Origin of the sequence: Maricaulis sp. MIT060901, assembly GCF_047123815.1 — a bacterium.
Classification (GTDB): domain Bacteria; phylum Pseudomonadota; class Alphaproteobacteria; order Caulobacterales; family Maricaulaceae; genus Maricaulis.
Window position 1 is genome coordinate 336659 of sequence record NZ_CP138920.1, and the last position, 16455, is coordinate 353113.

Consider the following 16455-nt stretch of genomic DNA (forward strand, 5'->3'; position numbering starts at 1 on the left):
ATCAATACCGCGCGATACACATCTGGCTGTGATTTCGGGGTTGCCGGAAAGACTATTCGGCCAGCGTCCGGCCCGAAAAGTCAACGGGCATGCAATAGATGTCATGATCCCGCAAACTCGCGCACAGCGCCGCAGCATCGCGCCGTGTATCAAACGGCCCCGCCTTCAGGCGCAGAAATTCTCCTCGCCCCTCGATATTGCGTCGCTCAAGCCGCGCTTCAAGAGCGGCCAGCTCGGTATGGGCCTCAGCCAGCTCACGCCAGCCCGATATGGCGTTGTCTTCGATCCGGTAGGATGCCAGATGAACGCCGTGACGCAGGCTCGGCGCATTCATGATATCGACCGGTGGTGTCGGCGGCGCGACATCCTCGACTTCCGCCGGAACAGGATCCGGTGGAAACAACACGGCGGCGAGCGCCTGCAGTTCAGCATCAACCCCAGCCAGGCGATCCGGATCAAAACGGGCCAGGTGGGCAAGCTCGACCGAAGTGCGTTCAGCGAGAGCGGCGGACTGTGTCGGCGCGACGGTGGGCTGGAGCGTGATCTGGTTCGCATCCGTCGTCGTCATGCATCCGCCGACGAGGAGCAAACTGGCTGTAACTGCAATTCTTTTCATGTGACGGCTTCTAGACCGAGTCGTTCGGCTTGCCTCCCTCATCGCTTATGAGTAAGCCGTCCCAATCCGTTTTACGAGACCACAATGCTCACTCAGCAAATTCCACACGCCACCACCCTCTCCGCTCTGCGCACCCGTATCAAATCCTGGCGCCAGGACGGACAGACTGTGGGCTTTGTCCCGACCATGGGCGCGCTGCATGACGGTCATCTCTCGCTGGTCCGCCTGGCCAAGGCCCATTGCGACAAGGTCGTTGCCAGCGTCTTCGTCAATCCGGCTCAGTTCGCCGAAGGTGAGGATTTTGACGCCTATCCACGCGCGGTCATCGACGACTCCGCGAAGCTGGCGCTGGAAAAATGCGACCTGGTCTACCTGCCGGAACGCGAGGCGATGTATCCGGACGGCTTTGCCAGCGAGATTATCGTCAAGGGCGCCGCTGAAGGCCTGGAAAGCGACAGCCGCCCCCACTTTTTCAATGGTGTGGCGACCGTGGTATGCAAACTCTTCAACCAGGTCAGGCCCGACGTCGCCGTGTTCGGTGAGAAGGATTATCAACAGCTGCAGGTCATCCGGCAGATGGTGCGCGATCTCGATCTCGGCATCGACATTATTCCCGGCGAGATCGTGCGTGAAAAGGACGGCCTGGCCATGTCCTCGCGCAATGCCTACCTGTCCGAGGAAAACCGCGCCCGTGCAGCAGAGCTGAACAAGATCATCTTTGCCCTCGCAGCGGAACTGCGCCAGGGAGAGCCGCTGAATGCTGCCCTGGAAACAGCACGTGCCAGCGCAGAAAATGCTTTCGACGCAGTTGATTACCTGGATGTCCGAAATGCGAAAACCCTGGCCAGGTTCGATGGCGACACGCTCGACGGACCGGCACGGGTCCTGGCTACGGTGCGCCTGGGCGAAACACGCCTGCTGGACAATTGCGCAGTCTAGCCTTTCTCCTGCCCGAATTGACGCTAATCTGACCTCTGCGACACCATCGGGGACCGAGACATGCTGCGTATTATCCTAGCCGCCTCCCTGCTTGCAGGATTGGGCTCTGCGGCGCCGGCCCAGAACCGTCCGAGCATTTTGCGCCCGGAAGTCGTGGCGCAATACCCGCATGACACCGCTGCCTATACCCAAGGCCTTTTCATCTCCGACAACCAGCTTTTCGAGAGCACCGGCCAGGTTGGCGAATCCAATCTGCGACGCGTGGAGCTGGAGACTGGCGCCGTACTCGACCAGCGCGACCTGCCCGGACGTGTCTTCGGCGAAGGCAGCACACGCATAGGCAATGAGATCTTTGTCCTCACCTGGCGCGCCCAGCAGGGTTTCATCTATGACGCCAATACGCTCGAACAGACCGATCGCTTCACCTATCCCGGGGAAGGCTGGGGACTGACGACGGATGGCCAGCAGCTGATCATGAGCGACGGCACCGCCCAGCTGCGTTTCATGGATCCGCAAACGCTGGAACTCACTCGCGAGCTGGATGTAACACTCAATGGCCGCCCGGTTCGTCGCCTGAACGAGCTGGAATGGGTCGAGGGTGAGATCTGGGCCAATGTCTGGCTGACCAATCACATCGTGCGCATCAACCCGGAGGGTGGCAGCGTCACGGGTATTATCGATGTGCGCGATCTGGTGCCCCAGACCCTGCGCAATGATCGCGACGCCGTGCCCAACGGCATCGCCTACAATCCGGAAACGGGACAGATTTTCCTGACAGGCAAGCTCTGGCCAGTGCTTTACGAAGTCCGCCTGCCCGACGAAAGCTGATTACCAGGCGCCCAGTTCCATCAGCTTGGCACGCAGATCATCCGGCAGGCCTTCACCGCCCTCGCCCGGCCCCGACAGATCGCGCGGCGCGTCTTCCGGCTTGAGATAACGCCAGCCCTGAAACGGTCGCTTCGGAGACGGAGAAGTCCGGATTACCTCGGGAGCCATGATGATCGCACAGCGCTTGATGCCGTCCTCACCCTGGACATGTTCCAGCGAGATGATCTCTGACCGGCACTGGATCGAGCCATTGATCACCCAGTAGAGGGACCCACCGCTTTCGATCTCGGGCTTTTTGGTGGGGAACATGCGCGTGACATGCACGATGACTTCCGGCTCGCCGGCTGCGCGACGACGTTCGCATTCCTCATTGCGCCAGCGCTCGAGCTGCTCGATGGAGCTGACCCCGACGCAGAGTTTGACCAGATGCATGACCATGCAATGGATCTAGGACACAACAGGGCCAGCGTCAAAGCCGACCCTGCTGATCAGGCGTGGATTACTGCGCGAGGTACTCGATGTCGGAAAATTCGATCTCGACCGCCTGTTCCATGGTCTGAAAAGCGGCGCTGGCCTCGAATTGCTGGACGGAGCGCGTCATCACCGGGGCCGGCAGGCCATCGATCTGAGTGTAGATCTGGCGGATCTCGAACGCATTGATGCGAACCGCGAAATTCGGCTTGAAACTGTCTTCCGCAAAGATCCGGACCTCGTGCACGCGGGCCGGGTCATCACTGATCGTCAGCACGCCGGTCAGATGCTCGGAAAAATCCATGTCATTGGCTGCGATGATCGGAGTGAAGGCAAAATGGCTCAATCCGCCAGCGGCCTCGATCAGGCTCATCGTTCCCGGTTCATAGTCGAAATCGGTCGTACTGAAAAACAGGCCGGAACCTTCGTCCTCGTCCTCGCTGGGATCGATGACATCTTCCCAGATCGCGCGAAGATTTTCGTCCAGCGCGTCTTCGGCCGGCGATATCAGCGTCCATTGCTGTCCTTGCGCCTGCGCGCCGTCAAAATCGCCGACAAGCTGTCCCTCGCCCGTCGAGATCGACATGCGGAAACGCCAGTTGTCACGATGCCCGTCATCGACGCTCGCGCTCAGCGCTTCAACGACCGGTGACGGCAGATCGGGATCCTCGAGGGTGGCTGCTGCTCCGAAAACGAGCAGACTCAGGGCTGTGGTCACAAACATACACGCTCTCCATTTCCCCGGCCCGAGGGGTTTATAGACACAAGCAGGACGTGCGTCTTGCGCAAAATCACGCAGCGTCGCGATCAACGAACCCGCTACGGCTGTCCAGATCAATATCGAATGTGGTTTCACTTTTGGGCATGGGCTTCTTGCCATCGCCGAAGAGCTTCAGCTTCACCTTGTAGGCCAAATTGATCAGTCCCTTGAAGGCGGCTCCCGGTCCCGTCGTGGCCGTCGATGTCGGCGTATAGCCGAACTGTCGGCGCAGGACCCCGTTTGCGAACAGGATGGAATTGAGCTTGCGCGATTGCGGCGTCGAGATCTCGAACGGCACCGAGACATTCAGCCCGCTTTGGTTTTCGATCCGGTGGGGGCCGTGCAGCGGCCAGTTCGCGGCCATACCCGGCTGCAGGTCGATGGTGAACGCATCCGCATCCCAGGCCGGGTCAAAGGGGATATCCTCAGTCTGATCATGATGCAGCACTGCCTCGACATCGTCGCGGTTGAGATAGGGCATTTGCGGCGGATAGGTGCGGAAACGCTTAACACCGCGCATGTGCCACAACATGGTTTCCGAGACATCGGAGTGACAAAAGACCTGCGCCGTGGGCGAGGATATCAGGATACCGGCCTCGGCCGAGAGCGGTTTGAACCCCGGATCGGCCTTGCGCATGTCTTCCAGCATCGCTTCATAGATCGGGCGATACTCCGGGTCACGGTCCATGGCATGGCGCAAATTGATCCACAGCTTGCCATTGCGAACGGCTTCGATCAGCTCTTCGCCGGACAGTTTTCCAGGATCACCGGCGCGCCAGCTGTCCCGATCGGTGGCATCATCGCCCATCGTACAAAAATCGCACAGATCGCGCGGATGGCGATCGATCAGCGCAGCCAGGGCTACATCGGAAAAAGCGTGATGTTCGTGATAGTTATGCTGAACCACGACCGGTGTTTTGCGGAAATCCCGCCTGGCTTCCGGCGACCACTGGCTTGAAAAGCGTAGCATGTGAGTGTCGCGCATTGATCCGCTCCCTGCTTGTTCGCCCTTCAAGCAGCAAGGAGTGTGCCGAATTCAACGCGCGCGGGAATCAGGCTTAACTTTCGTCGAAGCAGGTCGTTGTATTATGCCTAGATTAAGTTGGCTCATCATTGCGAAATTGTCGAACACCGTAATACGAACGGACATTTATCCATCTGACAACGCCCCCCCCAGGAAGGCCATAAACTCATGAGACTGTTCGCAACAGTTATAGCCTGCCTCTATCTGCTCTACGGACTGGCCTGGGGAGTATTGGTAACGGGAGCTCTGGCTGGCATGCTCCACACAACGATTTTCGGCATCGATCTGGCCGGCTTTATCCGCAATGTTCCCCTTGTCAGCATTCTTGTCTTTTATCTCACGCTCAGCCTGTTGATCATCGCGGTCGTGCGCATCCTGCAATGGAAACGGGGCATGACCTACCTGTTTGGCCTTGCCCTTGGCTGCCACCTGCTGGTCTGGTTGAGCATATCATCGCAGGCCATTTACTCGGGCCAACTCGGCCCATACGTGTTCGTCGCAGCCTTTTGTGCCTTGTATGCGCTTTGGATTAGCGAGAACAAGATGACATCGCGCTAGGCGTCAGCGGTTTCTTCCTGCATGGCGACCAGAACATCGCCGTCGGCAACCTGATCTCCTGTCGCGACCGCAACTTCACCGATCACACCGTCACGCGGCGCCGGCAGGGAATGCTCCATCTTCATCGCTTCAAGCACCACCAGAGCCTGGCCCTTGGTCACGGCATCTCCGGTTTTGACGTTGAGCGCGAGCACCTTGCCCGGCATCGGCGCCTTGATCACGCCGCCGGCGTCAGCTGCATCTGCGGCCGCTTCGGGGTGCGGGAAGGCGTAGAGTTCGGAGTGGCCGCAGGCCGAAACCAGATAGCCCTGTTCAAGGAAATCCACCTCGGCGCTGACCCATCCGTCATTCACTGTCGCCCGGAAAAGATATCCCTCGTCACCGCCACTACCGTCGAGATCGTGCAGCTCCAGCGTATGGTCTCCCACGGTGACGCTCATATCCTCGTCATCAAGTGAGAGCACGACCGTGATGGCATCATCGCCCACTTCAAACCGATCGCCCAGACGCGGGGTCGCGTTCAAACGCCAGCCATCTGCCACCGCAAACGGATCTGCATAATCACTGCCATCGCCATTTTCGAGCATGGAGGTCAGGGCCGCAAAACCGGCCGCGACCAGATCGACAGCCGGCGGGACCAGATCGGTCTCCCGTTCGCCGATAAAGCCCGTGGTGAGCTTCTCGTCGAGAAAGTCCGGATGCAGCACACAATTGCGCAGGAAACCGCCATTGGTCTTCACCGGCCAGACGGCCAGCTCATCCAGCGCGTCCGCCATCAGATGTGCCGCAGACGTACGATTATGATCATGCACAATGACCTTGGCGATCATCGGGTCGTAGTGAAGCGAGACCTCGCCTCCCTCCTCGACGCCTGTATCGACACGCACACCACCGCCTTCTTCCGGCAGGCGCAGAATGTTCAGCGGGCCAGTGGACGGCAAGAAACCCGACTGAGGGTCCTCGGCGTAAAGCCGCGCTTCCATGGCATGGCCCTGCAGGCTGATCTCGTTCTGCTCGGGCACGCTGCCACCGGAGGCAACATGCAGCTGAAGCTCGACGAGGTCGAGGCCGGTGACCTCCTCGGTGACCGGATGCTCCACCTGAAGACGCGTGTTCATCTCCATGAAATAGAAGCCGTCTTCGCGAAGCGGCCCCGAGCCGTCCACGATGAACTCAACCGTGCCCGCACCGACATAGTTCACGGCTTTCGCCGCATTGATGGCTGCGGAACACATGGCCGCGCGAACCGCTGGCGTCATGCCTGGCGCGGGCGCTTCCTCAATCACTTTCTGATGGCGACGCTGCAGGGAGCAGTCGCGCTCATAGAGGTGAATGACCCGGCCGCGGCTGTCGCCGAAGACCTGGACCTCGATATGGCGTGGGTTGGTGATGAATTTCTCGATCAGGACACGGTCGTCACCGAAACTCTTCGAGGCCTCACGCTGGCAGCTTTCCAACGAGGAAAAGAAATCCTCGGCGTCATCGACCTTGCGCATGCCCTTGCCGCCACCGCCGGCTACGGCCTTGATCAGAACCGGATAACCGATCTTGTCAGCAGCCGACCTGAGCACTTCCGGATCCTGGTTTTCTTCGTGATAACCTGGCGTTACCGGAACCATCGCCTTTTCCATCAGAGCTTTCGCCTGATCCTTCAGCCCCATGGCCCGGATAGCCTCAGCAGACGGACCGACAAAGATGATGTCATTGGCCGCACAGGACTCGGCAAACTCGGCATTCTCGGACAGGAAGCCGTAACCCGGGTGGATCGCCTCGGCACCGGTCTGTTTCGCAACCTCGATAATCTTGTCCGCCAGCAGATAGCTTTCCGATGCCGCGGCGGGTCCAATCAGAACCGCCTCGTCCGCCTCACGCACATGCGGAGCGTCAGCATCGGCCTCGGAATAGACAGCAATACAGCGAATGCCCAAACGCTGGGCGGTTCTCATGACACGGCGGGCGATCTCGCCCCGATTGGCAATAAGCAGCGAATTGATCATGGAGAATCTCGGTCTGAAGACGGGTTTGAGCCGTTGTATTGCACAGCCGCGACGAGGACGAAACTGATGATCATCAGAAGATACCACGAACCAAGCTTGCTCAGGGACACCATTTGCCAGGCATGTTCTTGCCCGGGATAGGACCAGGCGCGGGCAAATGTGCCGATATTCTCGGCAAACCAGATGAACAACGCGACCAGGACAAAGCCGATCACCAACGGCATAGGCCGGTGCGCGGCATCCGGCCTGAACCAGACCACACAGCGCCCGTAGATCAGCACCGTTGCAATGAAAAGTCCCATCCGGATATCGGGCAGATAATGGTGCGCGAAGAAATTGATATAGACCGCCAGCGCCAGCACGCCCTGCAGCCAGAGTGGCGGGAAGCGGTCGAACCGGAACTCGAATATCCGCCACACACGCGCCAGATAGGATCCGACCGCGGCGTACATGAAACCGGAAAACAGCGGCACGCCGGCGATTCGCAGGAAACTCTCTTCCGGATAGACCCAGCTACCCGCATAGGTCTTGAAGATCTCCATCGCCGTGCCGACCACGTGAAAGACAGCGATGACCCTCGCTTCCTCCCAACTCTCCAACTTGCTGGCAATCAGCCCGATCTGGATCATCAGCGCGGCGAGCGTCAGAAAATCATAGCGGGGAAGCGGAGCGTCCGGCGGGTACCAGAGAAAGGTCACCAGCAGCAGCGCCAGCATCAATCCGCCGAAGAGGCAGGCCCAGGCCTGTTTGATGCCAAAGGCGAGAAACTCGAACAGGCCCTGCGTCCACGGCCCTTTCACAAAGGCCTGGCGAAACGCCTCGCGACGCTCATGCAGAATTGCGCGTGGATCGAACCCGGCCAGCAGCGCCCTACTCCGCCCATTCGGCGCTGACAACGCCGCTCGGCTCCTGTCTGCGCGCCTTGCGAAGTCGGGTCATCGAGCCGTGATTGCACGCCTCCATCGACTGTTCGTCGAGCCAGTCATTCACCAGCTGGATAAACTCTCCGTGTCCGCTTGCAGCAACTTCGATGGACGCCGACCGTTTTTCACCACCGCCCTTGGGCATGGCGACTATTCCGGATCTGTAGAGCGAGCGCTCCATTACTCCGCCCAGTTGGCCTTGCGGCGCTCCAGGAAAGCGGCCAGGCCTTCCTTGCCCTCGTCGGAAGATCGGCGATGCGCGATCGCCTTGGCGGTGTGCATCATCAGGCCGTGGTCGATCTCGCGACCGGCGACATCATCCACCAGTTTTTTCGCATCAGCCACGGCGCCCGGCGCGGCCCCGAAGGCCAGCTTGGCGAGATGTTCCTCCATCTGGCTCATCTCCTCCATGCTCTCGACCGTGTACTGGGCGAGGCCGATCTTCTCGGCAAAGCGGCCGTCAAACCGCTCGCCGGAGGTAAACAAGGCCCGTGCCCATTTCGGACCGATGGCGCGGACGACATAGGGAGAAATCGTGGCGGGTGTCAGACCGAGACGAACCTCGGAAAAGGAGATCTTGGTGTCCTTCATGACCACGCCAACATCACAGGCCGCCAGCAAGCCTGCGCCACCGCCCATGGCCGCGCCCTGCACGAGGGCGATGGTCATCTGCGGCAGGTCATAGAGGCGCTTGAGCATGGTCGCCAGGCCCATCGCATCCTCGATATTGTCGGTTTCGGTGTAATGCGCCGCTGTTTTCATCCAGTCCAGATCAGCGCCGGCGGAGAAACTCGGGCCATTGCCCCGCAGGAAGACCACCCGCGCCTCGTCAGTATTGGCGCGCAGCGTCTCGAAGATATCAGACAGGCGCTCGATCACCTCGGCATTGAAAGCATTGTGCTTGTCCGGCCGGTTGAGCGTGATGACAGCAACACCGGCGGGGGAAACATCGAGCAGAACGGGGGCGTCCGACATGAGCCAATTCCTTCTATGCGCTAGGGAAACTCTCTCCTAGTTAAAGCCGCTCGCGGCGCGCGCCAAGAGTTCGATTACCGCAGCGGGCAGAAAAAAGGCCGCCGGCAAACGCCAGCGGCCCGAAGTCATCGGTAATTGTGTCAAAGCAAGTGACCGGGACTTAGTCGCCGCGGAAGAAGATGCCTTTGACAATCGACAGCACGATGATGGACAGGAAATAACCTGCCGCCAGCGCGCCGAGATAAAGAAGATAGTCAGTTTGCGTGAACTGAGCGCCGAAAGCGGCAAAATCGAAATCAGCAGCGCTCTCACCGCCACGCACGATCGGCATGACATTGTCCACGATCACGTGGATGATCACACCCACCACCGTAAAGATGAGAATGGCACCGAACTCGCGCATCAAAAGCGCGAGGACGAGCGCGATCACGCCCAGCTGAATACCGAGTGGCATCCAGTTCACGACCGATCCATCACCGGCGTGAGCTACAAGCCCCGGCATGAAGAAGTCTAGTACGGGCTGTAGATAGCCCATGATTTGATCCATAAATTCCATGTCGCGGTCCCCTCCCGCCTGTCGAAGCTGAACGCATCTTACCCCAAGACGCGCTCCTAGAGTTAACGATTGATTGAAAATTCCCTTCAGAAAAGCGAGTTCTCCTCTCAGGGGAATTTTCTCAGCCTTTGATCACAACCCTTTTCACAGCGAAGAGAATTCCCACTGCAATCAGGTATCCTACAAACAACAGTCCCACATACCGCCAGAACCAGGGCTCAAGCACTTCGGGAATACGGAAAGAACCGATCTCCGCGAGTACTGGAACCAGGGCATCCAGCCCGATGTGTGCAAGCACTGCCGTCAACGCGACGACAAAGAGCCGGGACCAGTTCGATAGCGCCAAGGCTGCTATAACGGCGATGACCAGACCCTGAACGGCGTTGACCTCGGCGAAACCTTCCCGCGCAAACGTCAAAACGTCTTGTACAAACTCTGGCATCCACTCCCCCTGAACCCGCCAAACTCGCTGGGCGTCGGGGAAAGTATTAACCAAAGTTAAGACTTTGTCACGCGGCAACAGGGCGAGGATTGGCGCACGCCATCAACGCCGTGAAAAGATTGGGTGGACACGCAACTATTGCGCGATTTCCAGCATGACTTCGTTGCGACGGAAGGGTGTCGGCACCCAGGGGGGATCATAACGTGCATAGACGGCCTCGCCACGCGTCTGATAGCCCTGCTCGGACAGCCAGTTTCGCAGCTCCGCCTCATAGGCCATGAAACGCCCCTCGCGGGCACCACCGTTAAATCGGACGATGGCCATCCTGCGTGCTGGCTGCTCGCGAATTTCCACATTGGGGTTATTCGGACGCGGTAGTGTTTCCATTGAATACTCGGCTGGCATCACAAAACCGACCCGCCAGCTGTCACCCTCACGCCCCTGAACCACGGGCGTGGTCATGGCGATCTCCTCGGAGCGCTGCTGCACCACCGGCGTAGTCATCGCGATCTCACCCGATCCGCCCTGCGGCGCGGTATTATTGCCGAAAATGAAATCCGCCAGAGGCCGGAAACCCGCATTGCCGGCGCGCGACATCTGCGTCGACCCCACTTCAACCTCGGCCATCAGCATGGCGTCATAGTCGCGAATCTCGAACGCTCCGGCGCGCAGAACGACTGTGTGGGCGGGTTCATCCTCCGCCATGGCGGCAGTGGACAGGCTGAAAAAAGCCAGGAATGCGAAAAGACGGGTCATGAAAAGCTCCAGGTTGCATGTCCCGTATACGCTGCGCTGGCCCAGCTGGATTAGAATCTAGTCGTACGGAGAAACGGGCTGGTCAGACATAACGTGCGGAAAATGCTCAGCGTCCATCTCGTCACTGCGCAACGTAAATGTGACTCGCCGCACTAGCTGGCTGTCCGGCCGATACGCCACCTCGTCCAATTTCGCATCCGGCGAAATGGTAATCGCATCAAAATGCTCATGGTCCCAGCTCTCATCGAGCCTGGACAATTCGCTCAGCAACAAGTCTCGACCAGCCGCATTGAAATGGACGAGCAACTCGTCCACTCCACCGTCTTCGCCCGGCTGGATCTCGATGGTGATGCGCGGCCTGCTCATGCCCTACATCCGGAACACGCCGAACTTGGTCTTCTCGATCGGTGCGTTCAGCGACGCCGACAGGCTGAGCCCCAGCACACGGCGGGTGTCGGCCGGGGCGATGATGCCGTCATCCCACAGGCGGGCCGTGGAATAATAGGGATTGCCCTCGGCTTCATAGGCTTGACGGATCGGCTCCTTGAAGCTCGCCTCTTCCTCGGCGGACCAGTCCTCGCCGCGATGCTCCATGGCGTCACGCTTGACGGTGGCCAGGACAGAGGCTGCCTGCTCGCCGCCCATCACAGAGATCCGGGCATTGGGCCACATGAACAGGAAACGCGGCGAATAGGCCCGGCCACACATGCCGTAATTGCCCGCGCCATAGGAGCCGCCAATAATGACGGTGAATTTCGGTCCGGCATAGGTCGATACCGCCGTCACCAGCTTGGCACCGTCCTTGGCAATACCGCCGGCCTCGTATTTCGAGCCGACCATGAAACCGGTGATATTCTGCAGGAAGACCAGCGGGATACCGCGCTGGGCGCACAACTCGATGAAGTGCGCACCCTTCTGGGCGCTCTCCGAGAAGAGGATGCCGTTATTGGCGATAATGCCGATCGGCATGCCGTAAAGGCGCGCAAAACCGGTGACCAGCGTCTCGCCATAGAGTTTCTTGAACTCGTCGAATTCGGAATTGTCGACGATGCGGGCGATCACTTCGCGCACATCATAGGGCGCGCGGAGATCGGCCGGGATCACCCCGCCCAGCTCGCTCGGATCGTATTTCGGTTCAATGCTGGCCGTGACGTCCAGATCGACGTTTTTCAACGTGTTGAGATTGGCCACGATGCGACGCGCCATGTGCAGGGCGTGCTCGTCATTGGCGGCGTAATGGTCGGCCACGCCGGACGTGCGCGCATGCACGTCGGCACCGCCCAGATCCTCAGCCGAGATGATCTCGCCCGTGGCCGCCTTCACCAGCGGCGGGCCGCCCAGGAAGATGGTGCCCTGCTTGCGCACGATAATGGTCTCGTCGGACATGGCCGGCACATAGGCACCGCCAGCCGTACACGAGCCCATGACCACCGCGATCTGCGGAATACCCTGCGCGGACATGTTGGCCTGATTGTAGAAGATGCGACCGAAATGCTCGCGATCCGGGAAAACGTCCGCCTGGTGCGGCAGGTTCGCGCCGCCACTATCGACCAGATACACACAGGGCAGACGGTTCTGCATGGCGATTTCCTGCGCCCGCAGATGCTTCTTCACCGTCATCGGGTAATAGGCACCGCCCTTGATGGTCGGGTCATTGCAGACGACCATGACTTCACGGCCGGAGACACGACCGATACCCGCGATCATGCCCGCACCGTGGACATTGCCCTCATACATTCCATTGGCCGCCAGGGCCCCGATTTCCATGAAGGCCGAACCCGGATCAAGCAGGCGCTCGACACGTTCACGCGGCAACAGCTTGCCGCGCGACAGGTGTTTCTCGCGAGAGCGCTCCGATCCGCCCAGGGCGGCCTCGGCCGTCTTGCTCTGGAGTTCGCTCAGAAGCGCATCCATCGCGGCCTGGTTGGCGTTGAAGCTCTCGGAATTCGTATCGATCGCGGAAACAAGCTGGGTCATGGAAAACCTAGAAGTGGCGGGTGGTTGGGGCGCTGCTTAACCCGGCAAGGCGACAAAAAGCAATCTTGGATGCATCCAAATCCAAAGGATCACGCATCACATCGTAAACACGGGAGATAAACATGATCCGACAAACAGCGCTCCTTCTGCTCTACTTTGCCCTTGGTACAGGCGCAGTTTTCGCCGAAGCCACACGGGAAACGCCCGAGGTCATGGTGGTCGGCACCTTCCATTTTACCGGCGGTGGTCATGACATGATCAACCCGCAGGTGGACAACTTCCTGTCGGATCGGCGCCAGGTCGAGATCGCTGATGTCAACGATCGGCTCGCTGTTTTCCGTCCGACCAAAATCCTCGTGGAATGGCCCGCCGATGAGGAAGCCGAGCTGAACTCGATCTATCAGAATTTTCTCGCCGGCGAGCACAGCCTGTCGGTCAATGAGCGCCAGCAGATCGGCATGCGGCTCGCGGCCCGCTTCGGCCACGAACAGCTCTACGCAGTCGATCACAGACGAGGCATGGATTTCAACGCGATGATGGCCGCCGCCCAGGAGGCAGGCCAGCACGAGTTGATCGAAGAATTCACCGCCTTCACGGATCCGATTTCGGACCGCATGAACGCGCTCTCAACGCCGGAGAACACGGTTCTGGAGCGCATGATCCACAACAACACGCAGGAGATTCGCGACTTTCACCATCTTTATCTCCTGCTGGCCCAGATGGGATCGCTGGAAAATCCGGCCGGTGCCGAGGAAATGTCGGGGTGGTGGGGCCGCAATCTGCAGATCTACGCCAATATCGCCCGCATCGCAGAACCAGGCGACCGCATTCTTGTGATCTATGGATCGGGTCACAAATTCCTGCTCGACCAGTTCATTGCAGATGCGCCCAATCTCGTCTGGATCGACGCGCTCGATTATCTGAGCGAGTGATCCGCGACAGGGTGAATAAAGTATTCCGCGCCTCCCACACCCCAGCCGTGCGCGGAACGGACCGGCGCTTAGTCCTTGTGACACAAGGCGCCGGTCCCCTTCTCCCCAGCTCTGTGGAAACCAGAGCTTTGATTCGATATTCCTCGCGCTAGAATTGAAAAAGCCGCCGAGATGGGAACAATTGCCATTACCGCTTTAACGACTGATTCAGAGCTGACGCTCAGGCTTTTCGCTAGAGGGGAGCGCCCACGGGGACTGGGCCAGTTGGGAGGTGTTTATGCGTAAGAGTATATCTCTGGCCACACTTGCCATTTTGGCATTTTCGGCGTCGCCGGCACTCGCGCAATCAAGCGATTCGCTCGCCTGGCAGACCGGCCTGAGCATCGAGGAAAACGACGAGACTGTCCGCTGGCGTTTCTCCACCGAACAGATCGACCTGTCCGGCACTACGGTTTTTGGTGATTTCAGTGACAGCGCAGAAGTCTCCGCGCTGACCGGCGAAATCGAGATCCACCCGTTTGGCGATGAATTCTATCTCTCTGCTGGCGCCCGGCAGAGTTTCGACACGGACGCACCGGACTGGGCGGTCTCTGAAAGCGAATTTGATTACGACCTGATCCCGCTGGCACAACTCTCGGAAATCGAAGGCTCCAACCGCCTCGCCGAGCTGACTCGCTATTTCGGTGCCGGCGTGACCGTGCGCACCATCAATGCCTGGGACCTGACCCTGGAGGGCGGTGCCTATTTCGGCGACAGCCGTGCCGACCAGATGGAAATCTTTGACCCGGAAACCGGCGAGACCCGCGTGTTGCTGGACGATCTCGACCGCGTTGACCGCGAAGCCGTCGGCGACACCCACGCGCGCTCGGTCCGCCCGGTCGGACATTTCGTGCTGCGGCGGCGGTTTTAGGCCAGATCGCCGTCATTCCGAACTTGCTCCAGCGGATGAGCGCCTTACGGTGCTACAAACTCCAGCGAGAGCCCGTCCACCGTGTCCACCCACCTCCATCTTTGTTTCACCCGCGATGATGAAGCGGTGGCAGAAAGGCTGAAAAGTCTTCTGAGCCAAGCCGGCTACCTGGTCAGCGCGCCACAAGACACCGCATCAATCTGTCTTTTCCTGTGGAGTGAGGCAGCTCTTGAAGATCCGGATTTCCAGTTCCAGACTCGCCATCATCCGCTTTATCTCGATCTCGAAGTAGACGCGGTCGGGCACCGGATATCGCAAGCCCGTTCAACGGCCACTCCCCAATCATTGCACTCGCAGACAAGCGTTGGCGCAGGTCCGCTTCACCAATTGCTCTTCGAAGAACGACCGATCGATCTCTCATCACCAGAACTGGTCGATGAACCGGCCCTGATTGGCCATCTGACTGCCAGGTTGAAACTCATCGAAAACCTGATCGCCGTCGTCCCCGACTTGCAATCCCGCCTTCGCCAGCGCTCCTGGAGATCGTCACTTGTTGAAGAGGAGAAGGTCCGGGCCGTTGCTGCACAGCAAGCAGGACAAGAGCTCAAAGAGGCGCTGAAGCTGTCACCCTCCGTCGGCAATCTCGCAAGACGAGCCAACGTACTGTTGATACAGACACTTCAATCACCAACCACCAGTCCGACTGGGTTGGTTGACCTCGAGTTGTCGCTTGCCAACTGGACAAAAAACGCCCAGATCTGGCAGCGACTGGGGCAAGAATTCAACACGGCACGCGAACTAGGGCCGGCGGCGCTTTTGAGCCACCTTGAGAGCCTGGCCGACGCCACGTCACCGCCCAAAGACCTGCTCCTGACGCGTCGCCAGTGGAGCGCCCTACGCACCGGGCTGACGAACGGTTTGAAACGTGCTCAGGCACCTGAGAGCTGTCGGCGGCTGCCCGCGCCCGAGTTTTCTCAGGCGACGGCTCTGATATCGGATAATCCTGCAGAGCGCGCGAATGCCGCGATGCGAATGAACATCACACGCGTCGAAGATCATATCCGGCAGAGAGAAATTCTCGAAATCGCGTCCGAGGCGGGTAGCTCCCAGGCAAGCCGGGCCCTGGTCAGGATTTACCGTGGAGAAGAAGCGTCCCTCCGCCCCAGCTCGAGCGGGCAAAACCTGTCCTTCGCGCAGGGCCTCCTCTCCATGTTCGGGCTGTCCAAACGCTTCCATCCCGCCATGGCGGTGAATGCGGAGAAAGCGGATTTTTATCTCGAGCGAGCTCACACACAGGGAGATTATGATGCATCCATCGAGCTCGCCTGGGCCTGCCTGGATGGGCCGGCAGATGGCACAGACGGCCAGCGGGCCGTCACGATCATCACTGACCTCGAAAACAAGAAAGTCAGCCTTGGCATTGATGCTGAGGTGTTTGCCGAAGCCTTCTGGACAGGCGAGTTTGGAGTTGAAGACAAAGCACTGGCCACGGCCATTCGTTTGCGGGCCGTCAGAAGCGGTGAGTTTCATGAGACATCAGCCATCGCCCTAGGCGATTGTTATCGCGACGGCTCGGGCGGGTTGAAGAAAGATAAGAGGAAGGCGGCAAACTTCTACCGGAAAGCGGGCTCGAGCACAGACGATTTCGACATTATCGACCTCTGCCAGAAAAGATTGTCAGAGATCGGCGGGTAGCGCCCCCAACAGTATTTAGAACGAGCGGGCTTGTCTCACTTCCCTTCCCCCTTCTCCCATCTCGCGAACCGGCCTAATGTTGGCGTGCAATCAATT

General features: G+C 59.4%; 19 protein-coding genes. 6 read left to right on the plus strand and 13 right to left on the minus strand.

All coding sequences use genetic code 11. From position 1 onward, the window contains the following. Positions 1-52: 52 nt before the first annotated feature. Positions 53-568, minus strand: a complete 516-nt coding sequence (locus tag SIC17_RS01655) for an SPOR domain-containing protein (RefSeq protein WP_412546211.1) — start codon at positions 566-568, stop codon at positions 53-55. A 132-nt stretch (positions 569-700) separates the two neighbouring features. Here SIC17_RS01655 and panC point away from each other — a divergent pair, with 132 nt between their 5' ends. Both panC and SIC17_RS01665 read left to right on the plus strand, forming a co-directional pair. After that, positions 701-1555 (plus strand): pantoate--beta-alanine ligase, encoded by an 855-nt coding sequence (gene panC, locus SIC17_RS01660; RefSeq protein WP_291895848.1) that lies wholly within the window; start codon positions 701-703, stop codon positions 1553-1555. Between the two features lie 60 nt (positions 1556-1615). Then, positions 1616-2383: a glutaminyl-peptide cyclotransferase gene (locus SIC17_RS01665; RefSeq protein ID WP_291895850.1), complete on the plus strand. Its 768-nt coding sequence runs from the start codon at positions 1616-1618 to the stop codon at positions 2381-2383. Here SIC17_RS01665 and SIC17_RS01670 read toward each other — a convergent pair whose 3' ends face one another. From SIC17_RS01670 to SIC17_RS01680, 3 genes are all read right to left on the minus strand, one after another. After that, complete coding sequence (locus SIC17_RS01670) at positions 2384-2821, minus strand: DUF1489 family protein (protein WP_412546212.1); 438 nt, start codon at positions 2819-2821, stop codon at positions 2384-2386. It lies immediately after the preceding gene. A 61-nt stretch (positions 2822-2882) separates the two neighbouring features. Then, positions 2883-3578, minus strand: coding sequence for a hypothetical protein (locus tag SIC17_RS01675; protein WP_412546213.1), 696 nt, complete (start codon positions 3576-3578; stop codon positions 2883-2885). 67 nt (positions 3579-3645) lie between these two features. After that, complete coding sequence (locus tag SIC17_RS01680; RefSeq protein WP_291895857.1) at positions 3646-4599, minus strand: hypothetical protein; 954 nt, start codon at positions 4597-4599, stop codon at positions 3646-3648. A gap of 207 nt (positions 4600-4806) precedes the next feature. Here SIC17_RS01680 and SIC17_RS01685 point away from each other — a divergent pair, with 207 nt between their 5' ends. Beyond that, the gene (locus tag SIC17_RS01685) at positions 4807-5196 is read left to right on the plus strand and encodes a hypothetical protein (RefSeq protein WP_291895860.1); all 390 of its coding nucleotides are present in this window, start codon (positions 4807-4809) and stop codon (positions 5194-5196) included. Here the strand turns inward: SIC17_RS01685 and SIC17_RS01690 are convergent. From SIC17_RS01690 to SIC17_RS01730, 9 genes are all read right to left on the minus strand, one after another. Next, positions 5193-7193, minus strand: coding sequence for an acetyl/propionyl/methylcrotonyl-CoA carboxylase subunit alpha (locus tag SIC17_RS01690; RefSeq protein WP_412546214.1), 2001 nt, complete (start codon positions 7191-7193; stop codon positions 5193-5195). The genes SIC17_RS01685 and SIC17_RS01690 overlap by 4 nt on opposite strands. Further along, the gene (locus SIC17_RS01695; RefSeq protein ID WP_412546943.1) at positions 7190-8029 is read right to left on the minus strand and encodes a DUF817 domain-containing protein; all 840 of its coding nucleotides are present in this window, start codon (positions 8027-8029) and stop codon (positions 7190-7192) included. Before SIC17_RS01695 ends, SIC17_RS01690 begins: the two co-directional genes overlap by 4 nt. A gap of 34 nt (positions 8030-8063) precedes the next feature. After that, on the minus strand, positions 8064-8297 hold the full coding sequence (locus SIC17_RS01700) for a hypothetical protein (protein WP_300866669.1): 234 nt from the start codon (positions 8295-8297) through the stop codon (positions 8064-8066). Further along, positions 8297-9091: an enoyl-CoA hydratase-related protein gene (locus SIC17_RS01705; protein ID WP_412546215.1), complete on the minus strand. Its 795-nt coding sequence runs from the start codon at positions 9089-9091 to the stop codon at positions 8297-8299. Before SIC17_RS01705 ends, SIC17_RS01700 begins: the two co-directional genes overlap by 1 nt. 160 nt (positions 9092-9251) lie before the next feature. Next, positions 9252-9647, minus strand: a complete 396-nt coding sequence (locus SIC17_RS01710; RefSeq protein WP_291895865.1) for a hypothetical protein — start codon at positions 9645-9647, stop codon at positions 9252-9254. 121 nt (positions 9648-9768) lie between these two features. Next, positions 9769-10089 carry a hypothetical protein gene (locus tag SIC17_RS01715; RefSeq protein WP_412546216.1) on the minus strand — a complete coding sequence of 107 codons (321 nt, stop codon included), beginning with the start codon at positions 10087-10089 and terminating at the stop codon, positions 9769-9771. Between the two features lie 135 nt (positions 10090-10224). After that, positions 10225-10845 carry an SOUL family heme-binding protein gene (locus SIC17_RS01720; protein ID WP_291895870.1) on the minus strand — a complete coding sequence of 207 codons (621 nt, stop codon included), beginning with the start codon at positions 10843-10845 and terminating at the stop codon, positions 10225-10227. A gap of 57 nt (positions 10846-10902) precedes the next feature. Beyond that, the gene (locus SIC17_RS01725) at positions 10903-11211 is read right to left on the minus strand and encodes a hypothetical protein (RefSeq protein ID WP_291895872.1); all 309 of its coding nucleotides are present in this window, start codon (positions 11209-11211) and stop codon (positions 10903-10905) included. A 3-nt stretch (positions 11212-11214) separates the two neighbouring features. Beyond that, complete coding sequence (locus SIC17_RS01730; protein WP_412546217.1) at positions 11215-12822, minus strand: carboxyl transferase domain-containing protein; 1608 nt, start codon at positions 12820-12822, stop codon at positions 11215-11217. Between the two features lie 122 nt (positions 12823-12944). On the opposite strand from SIC17_RS01730, the gene SIC17_RS01735 reads away from it, so the two are divergent. The 3 genes from SIC17_RS01735 (at position 12945) to SIC17_RS01745 (ending at position 16359) form a co-directional block, all read left to right on the plus strand. Beyond that, on the plus strand, positions 12945-13754 hold the full coding sequence (locus SIC17_RS01735; RefSeq protein WP_412546218.1) for a DUF5694 domain-containing protein: 810 nt from the start codon (positions 12945-12947) through the stop codon (positions 13752-13754). Between the two features lie 277 nt (positions 13755-14031). Then, on the plus strand, positions 14032-14664 hold the full coding sequence (locus tag SIC17_RS01740; protein WP_412546219.1) for a hypothetical protein: 633 nt from the start codon (positions 14032-14034) through the stop codon (positions 14662-14664). 81 nt (positions 14665-14745) lie between these two features. After that, positions 14746-16359: a hypothetical protein gene (locus SIC17_RS01745; protein ID WP_412546220.1), complete on the plus strand. Its 1614-nt coding sequence runs from the start codon at positions 14746-14748 to the stop codon at positions 16357-16359. The last annotated feature ends 96 nt before the right edge of the window (positions 16360-16455 follow it).

Bases quoted from the DNA above. Each gene is read 5' to 3' on its own strand.
- SIC17_RS01655 (WP_412546211.1), bottom strand. From the start codon at position 568: ATGACGACGACGGATGCGAACCAGATCACGCTCCAGCCCACCGTCGCG.
- SIC17_RS01670 (WP_412546212.1), bottom strand. From the start codon at position 2,821: ATGGTCATGCATCTGGTCAAACTCTGCGTCGGGGTCAGCTCCATCGAG.
- SIC17_RS01685 (WP_291895860.1), top strand. From the start codon at position 4,807: ATGAGACTGTTCGCAACAGTTATAGCCTGCCTCTATCTGCTCTACGGA.
- SIC17_RS01690 (WP_412546214.1), bottom strand. From the start codon at position 7,193: ATGATCAATTCGCTGCTTATTGCCAATCGGGGCGAGATCGCCCGCCGT.
- SIC17_RS01705 (WP_412546215.1), bottom strand. From the start codon at position 9,091: ATGTCGGACGCCCCCGTTCTGCTCGATGTTTCCCCCGCCGGTGTTGCT.
- SIC17_RS01720 (WP_291895870.1), bottom strand. From the start codon at position 10,845: ATGACCCGTCTTTTCGCATTCCTGGCTTTTTTCAGCCTGTCCACTGCC.
- SIC17_RS01735 (WP_412546218.1), top strand. From the start codon at position 12,945: ATGATCCGACAAACAGCGCTCCTTCTGCTCTACTTTGCCCTTGGTACA.
- SIC17_RS01740 (WP_412546219.1), top strand. From the start codon at position 14,032: ATGCGTAAGAGTATATCTCTGGCCACACTTGCCATTTTGGCATTTTCG.
- SIC17_RS01665 (WP_291895850.1), top strand. From the start codon at position 1,616: ATGCTGCGTATTATCCTAGCCGCCTCCCTGCTTGCAGGATTGGGCTCT.
- SIC17_RS01700 (WP_300866669.1), bottom strand. From the start codon at position 8,297: ATGGAGCGCTCGCTCTACAGATCCGGAATAGTCGCCATGCCCAAGGGC.
- SIC17_RS01710 (WP_291895865.1), bottom strand. From the start codon at position 9,647: ATGGAATTTATGGATCAAATCATGGGCTATCTACAGCCCGTACTAGAC.
- SIC17_RS01730 (WP_412546217.1), bottom strand. From the start codon at position 12,822: ATGACCCAGCTTGTTTCCGCGATCGATACGAATTCCGAGAGCTTCAAC.
- SIC17_RS01675 (WP_412546213.1), bottom strand. From the start codon at position 3,578: ATGTTTGTGACCACAGCCCTGAGTCTGCTCGTTTTCGGAGCAGCAGCC.
- SIC17_RS01725 (WP_291895872.1), bottom strand. From the start codon at position 11,211: ATGAGCAGGCCGCGCATCACCATCGAGATCCAGCCGGGCGAAGACGGT.
- SIC17_RS01715 (WP_412546216.1), bottom strand. From the start codon at position 10,089: ATGCCAGAGTTTGTACAAGACGTTTTGACGTTTGCGCGGGAAGGTTTC.
- panC (WP_291895848.1), top strand. From the start codon at position 701: ATGCTCACTCAGCAAATTCCACACGCCACCACCCTCTCCGCTCTGCGC.
- SIC17_RS01680 (WP_291895857.1), bottom strand. From the start codon at position 4,599: ATGCGCGACACTCACATGCTACGCTTTTCAAGCCAGTGGTCGCCGGAA.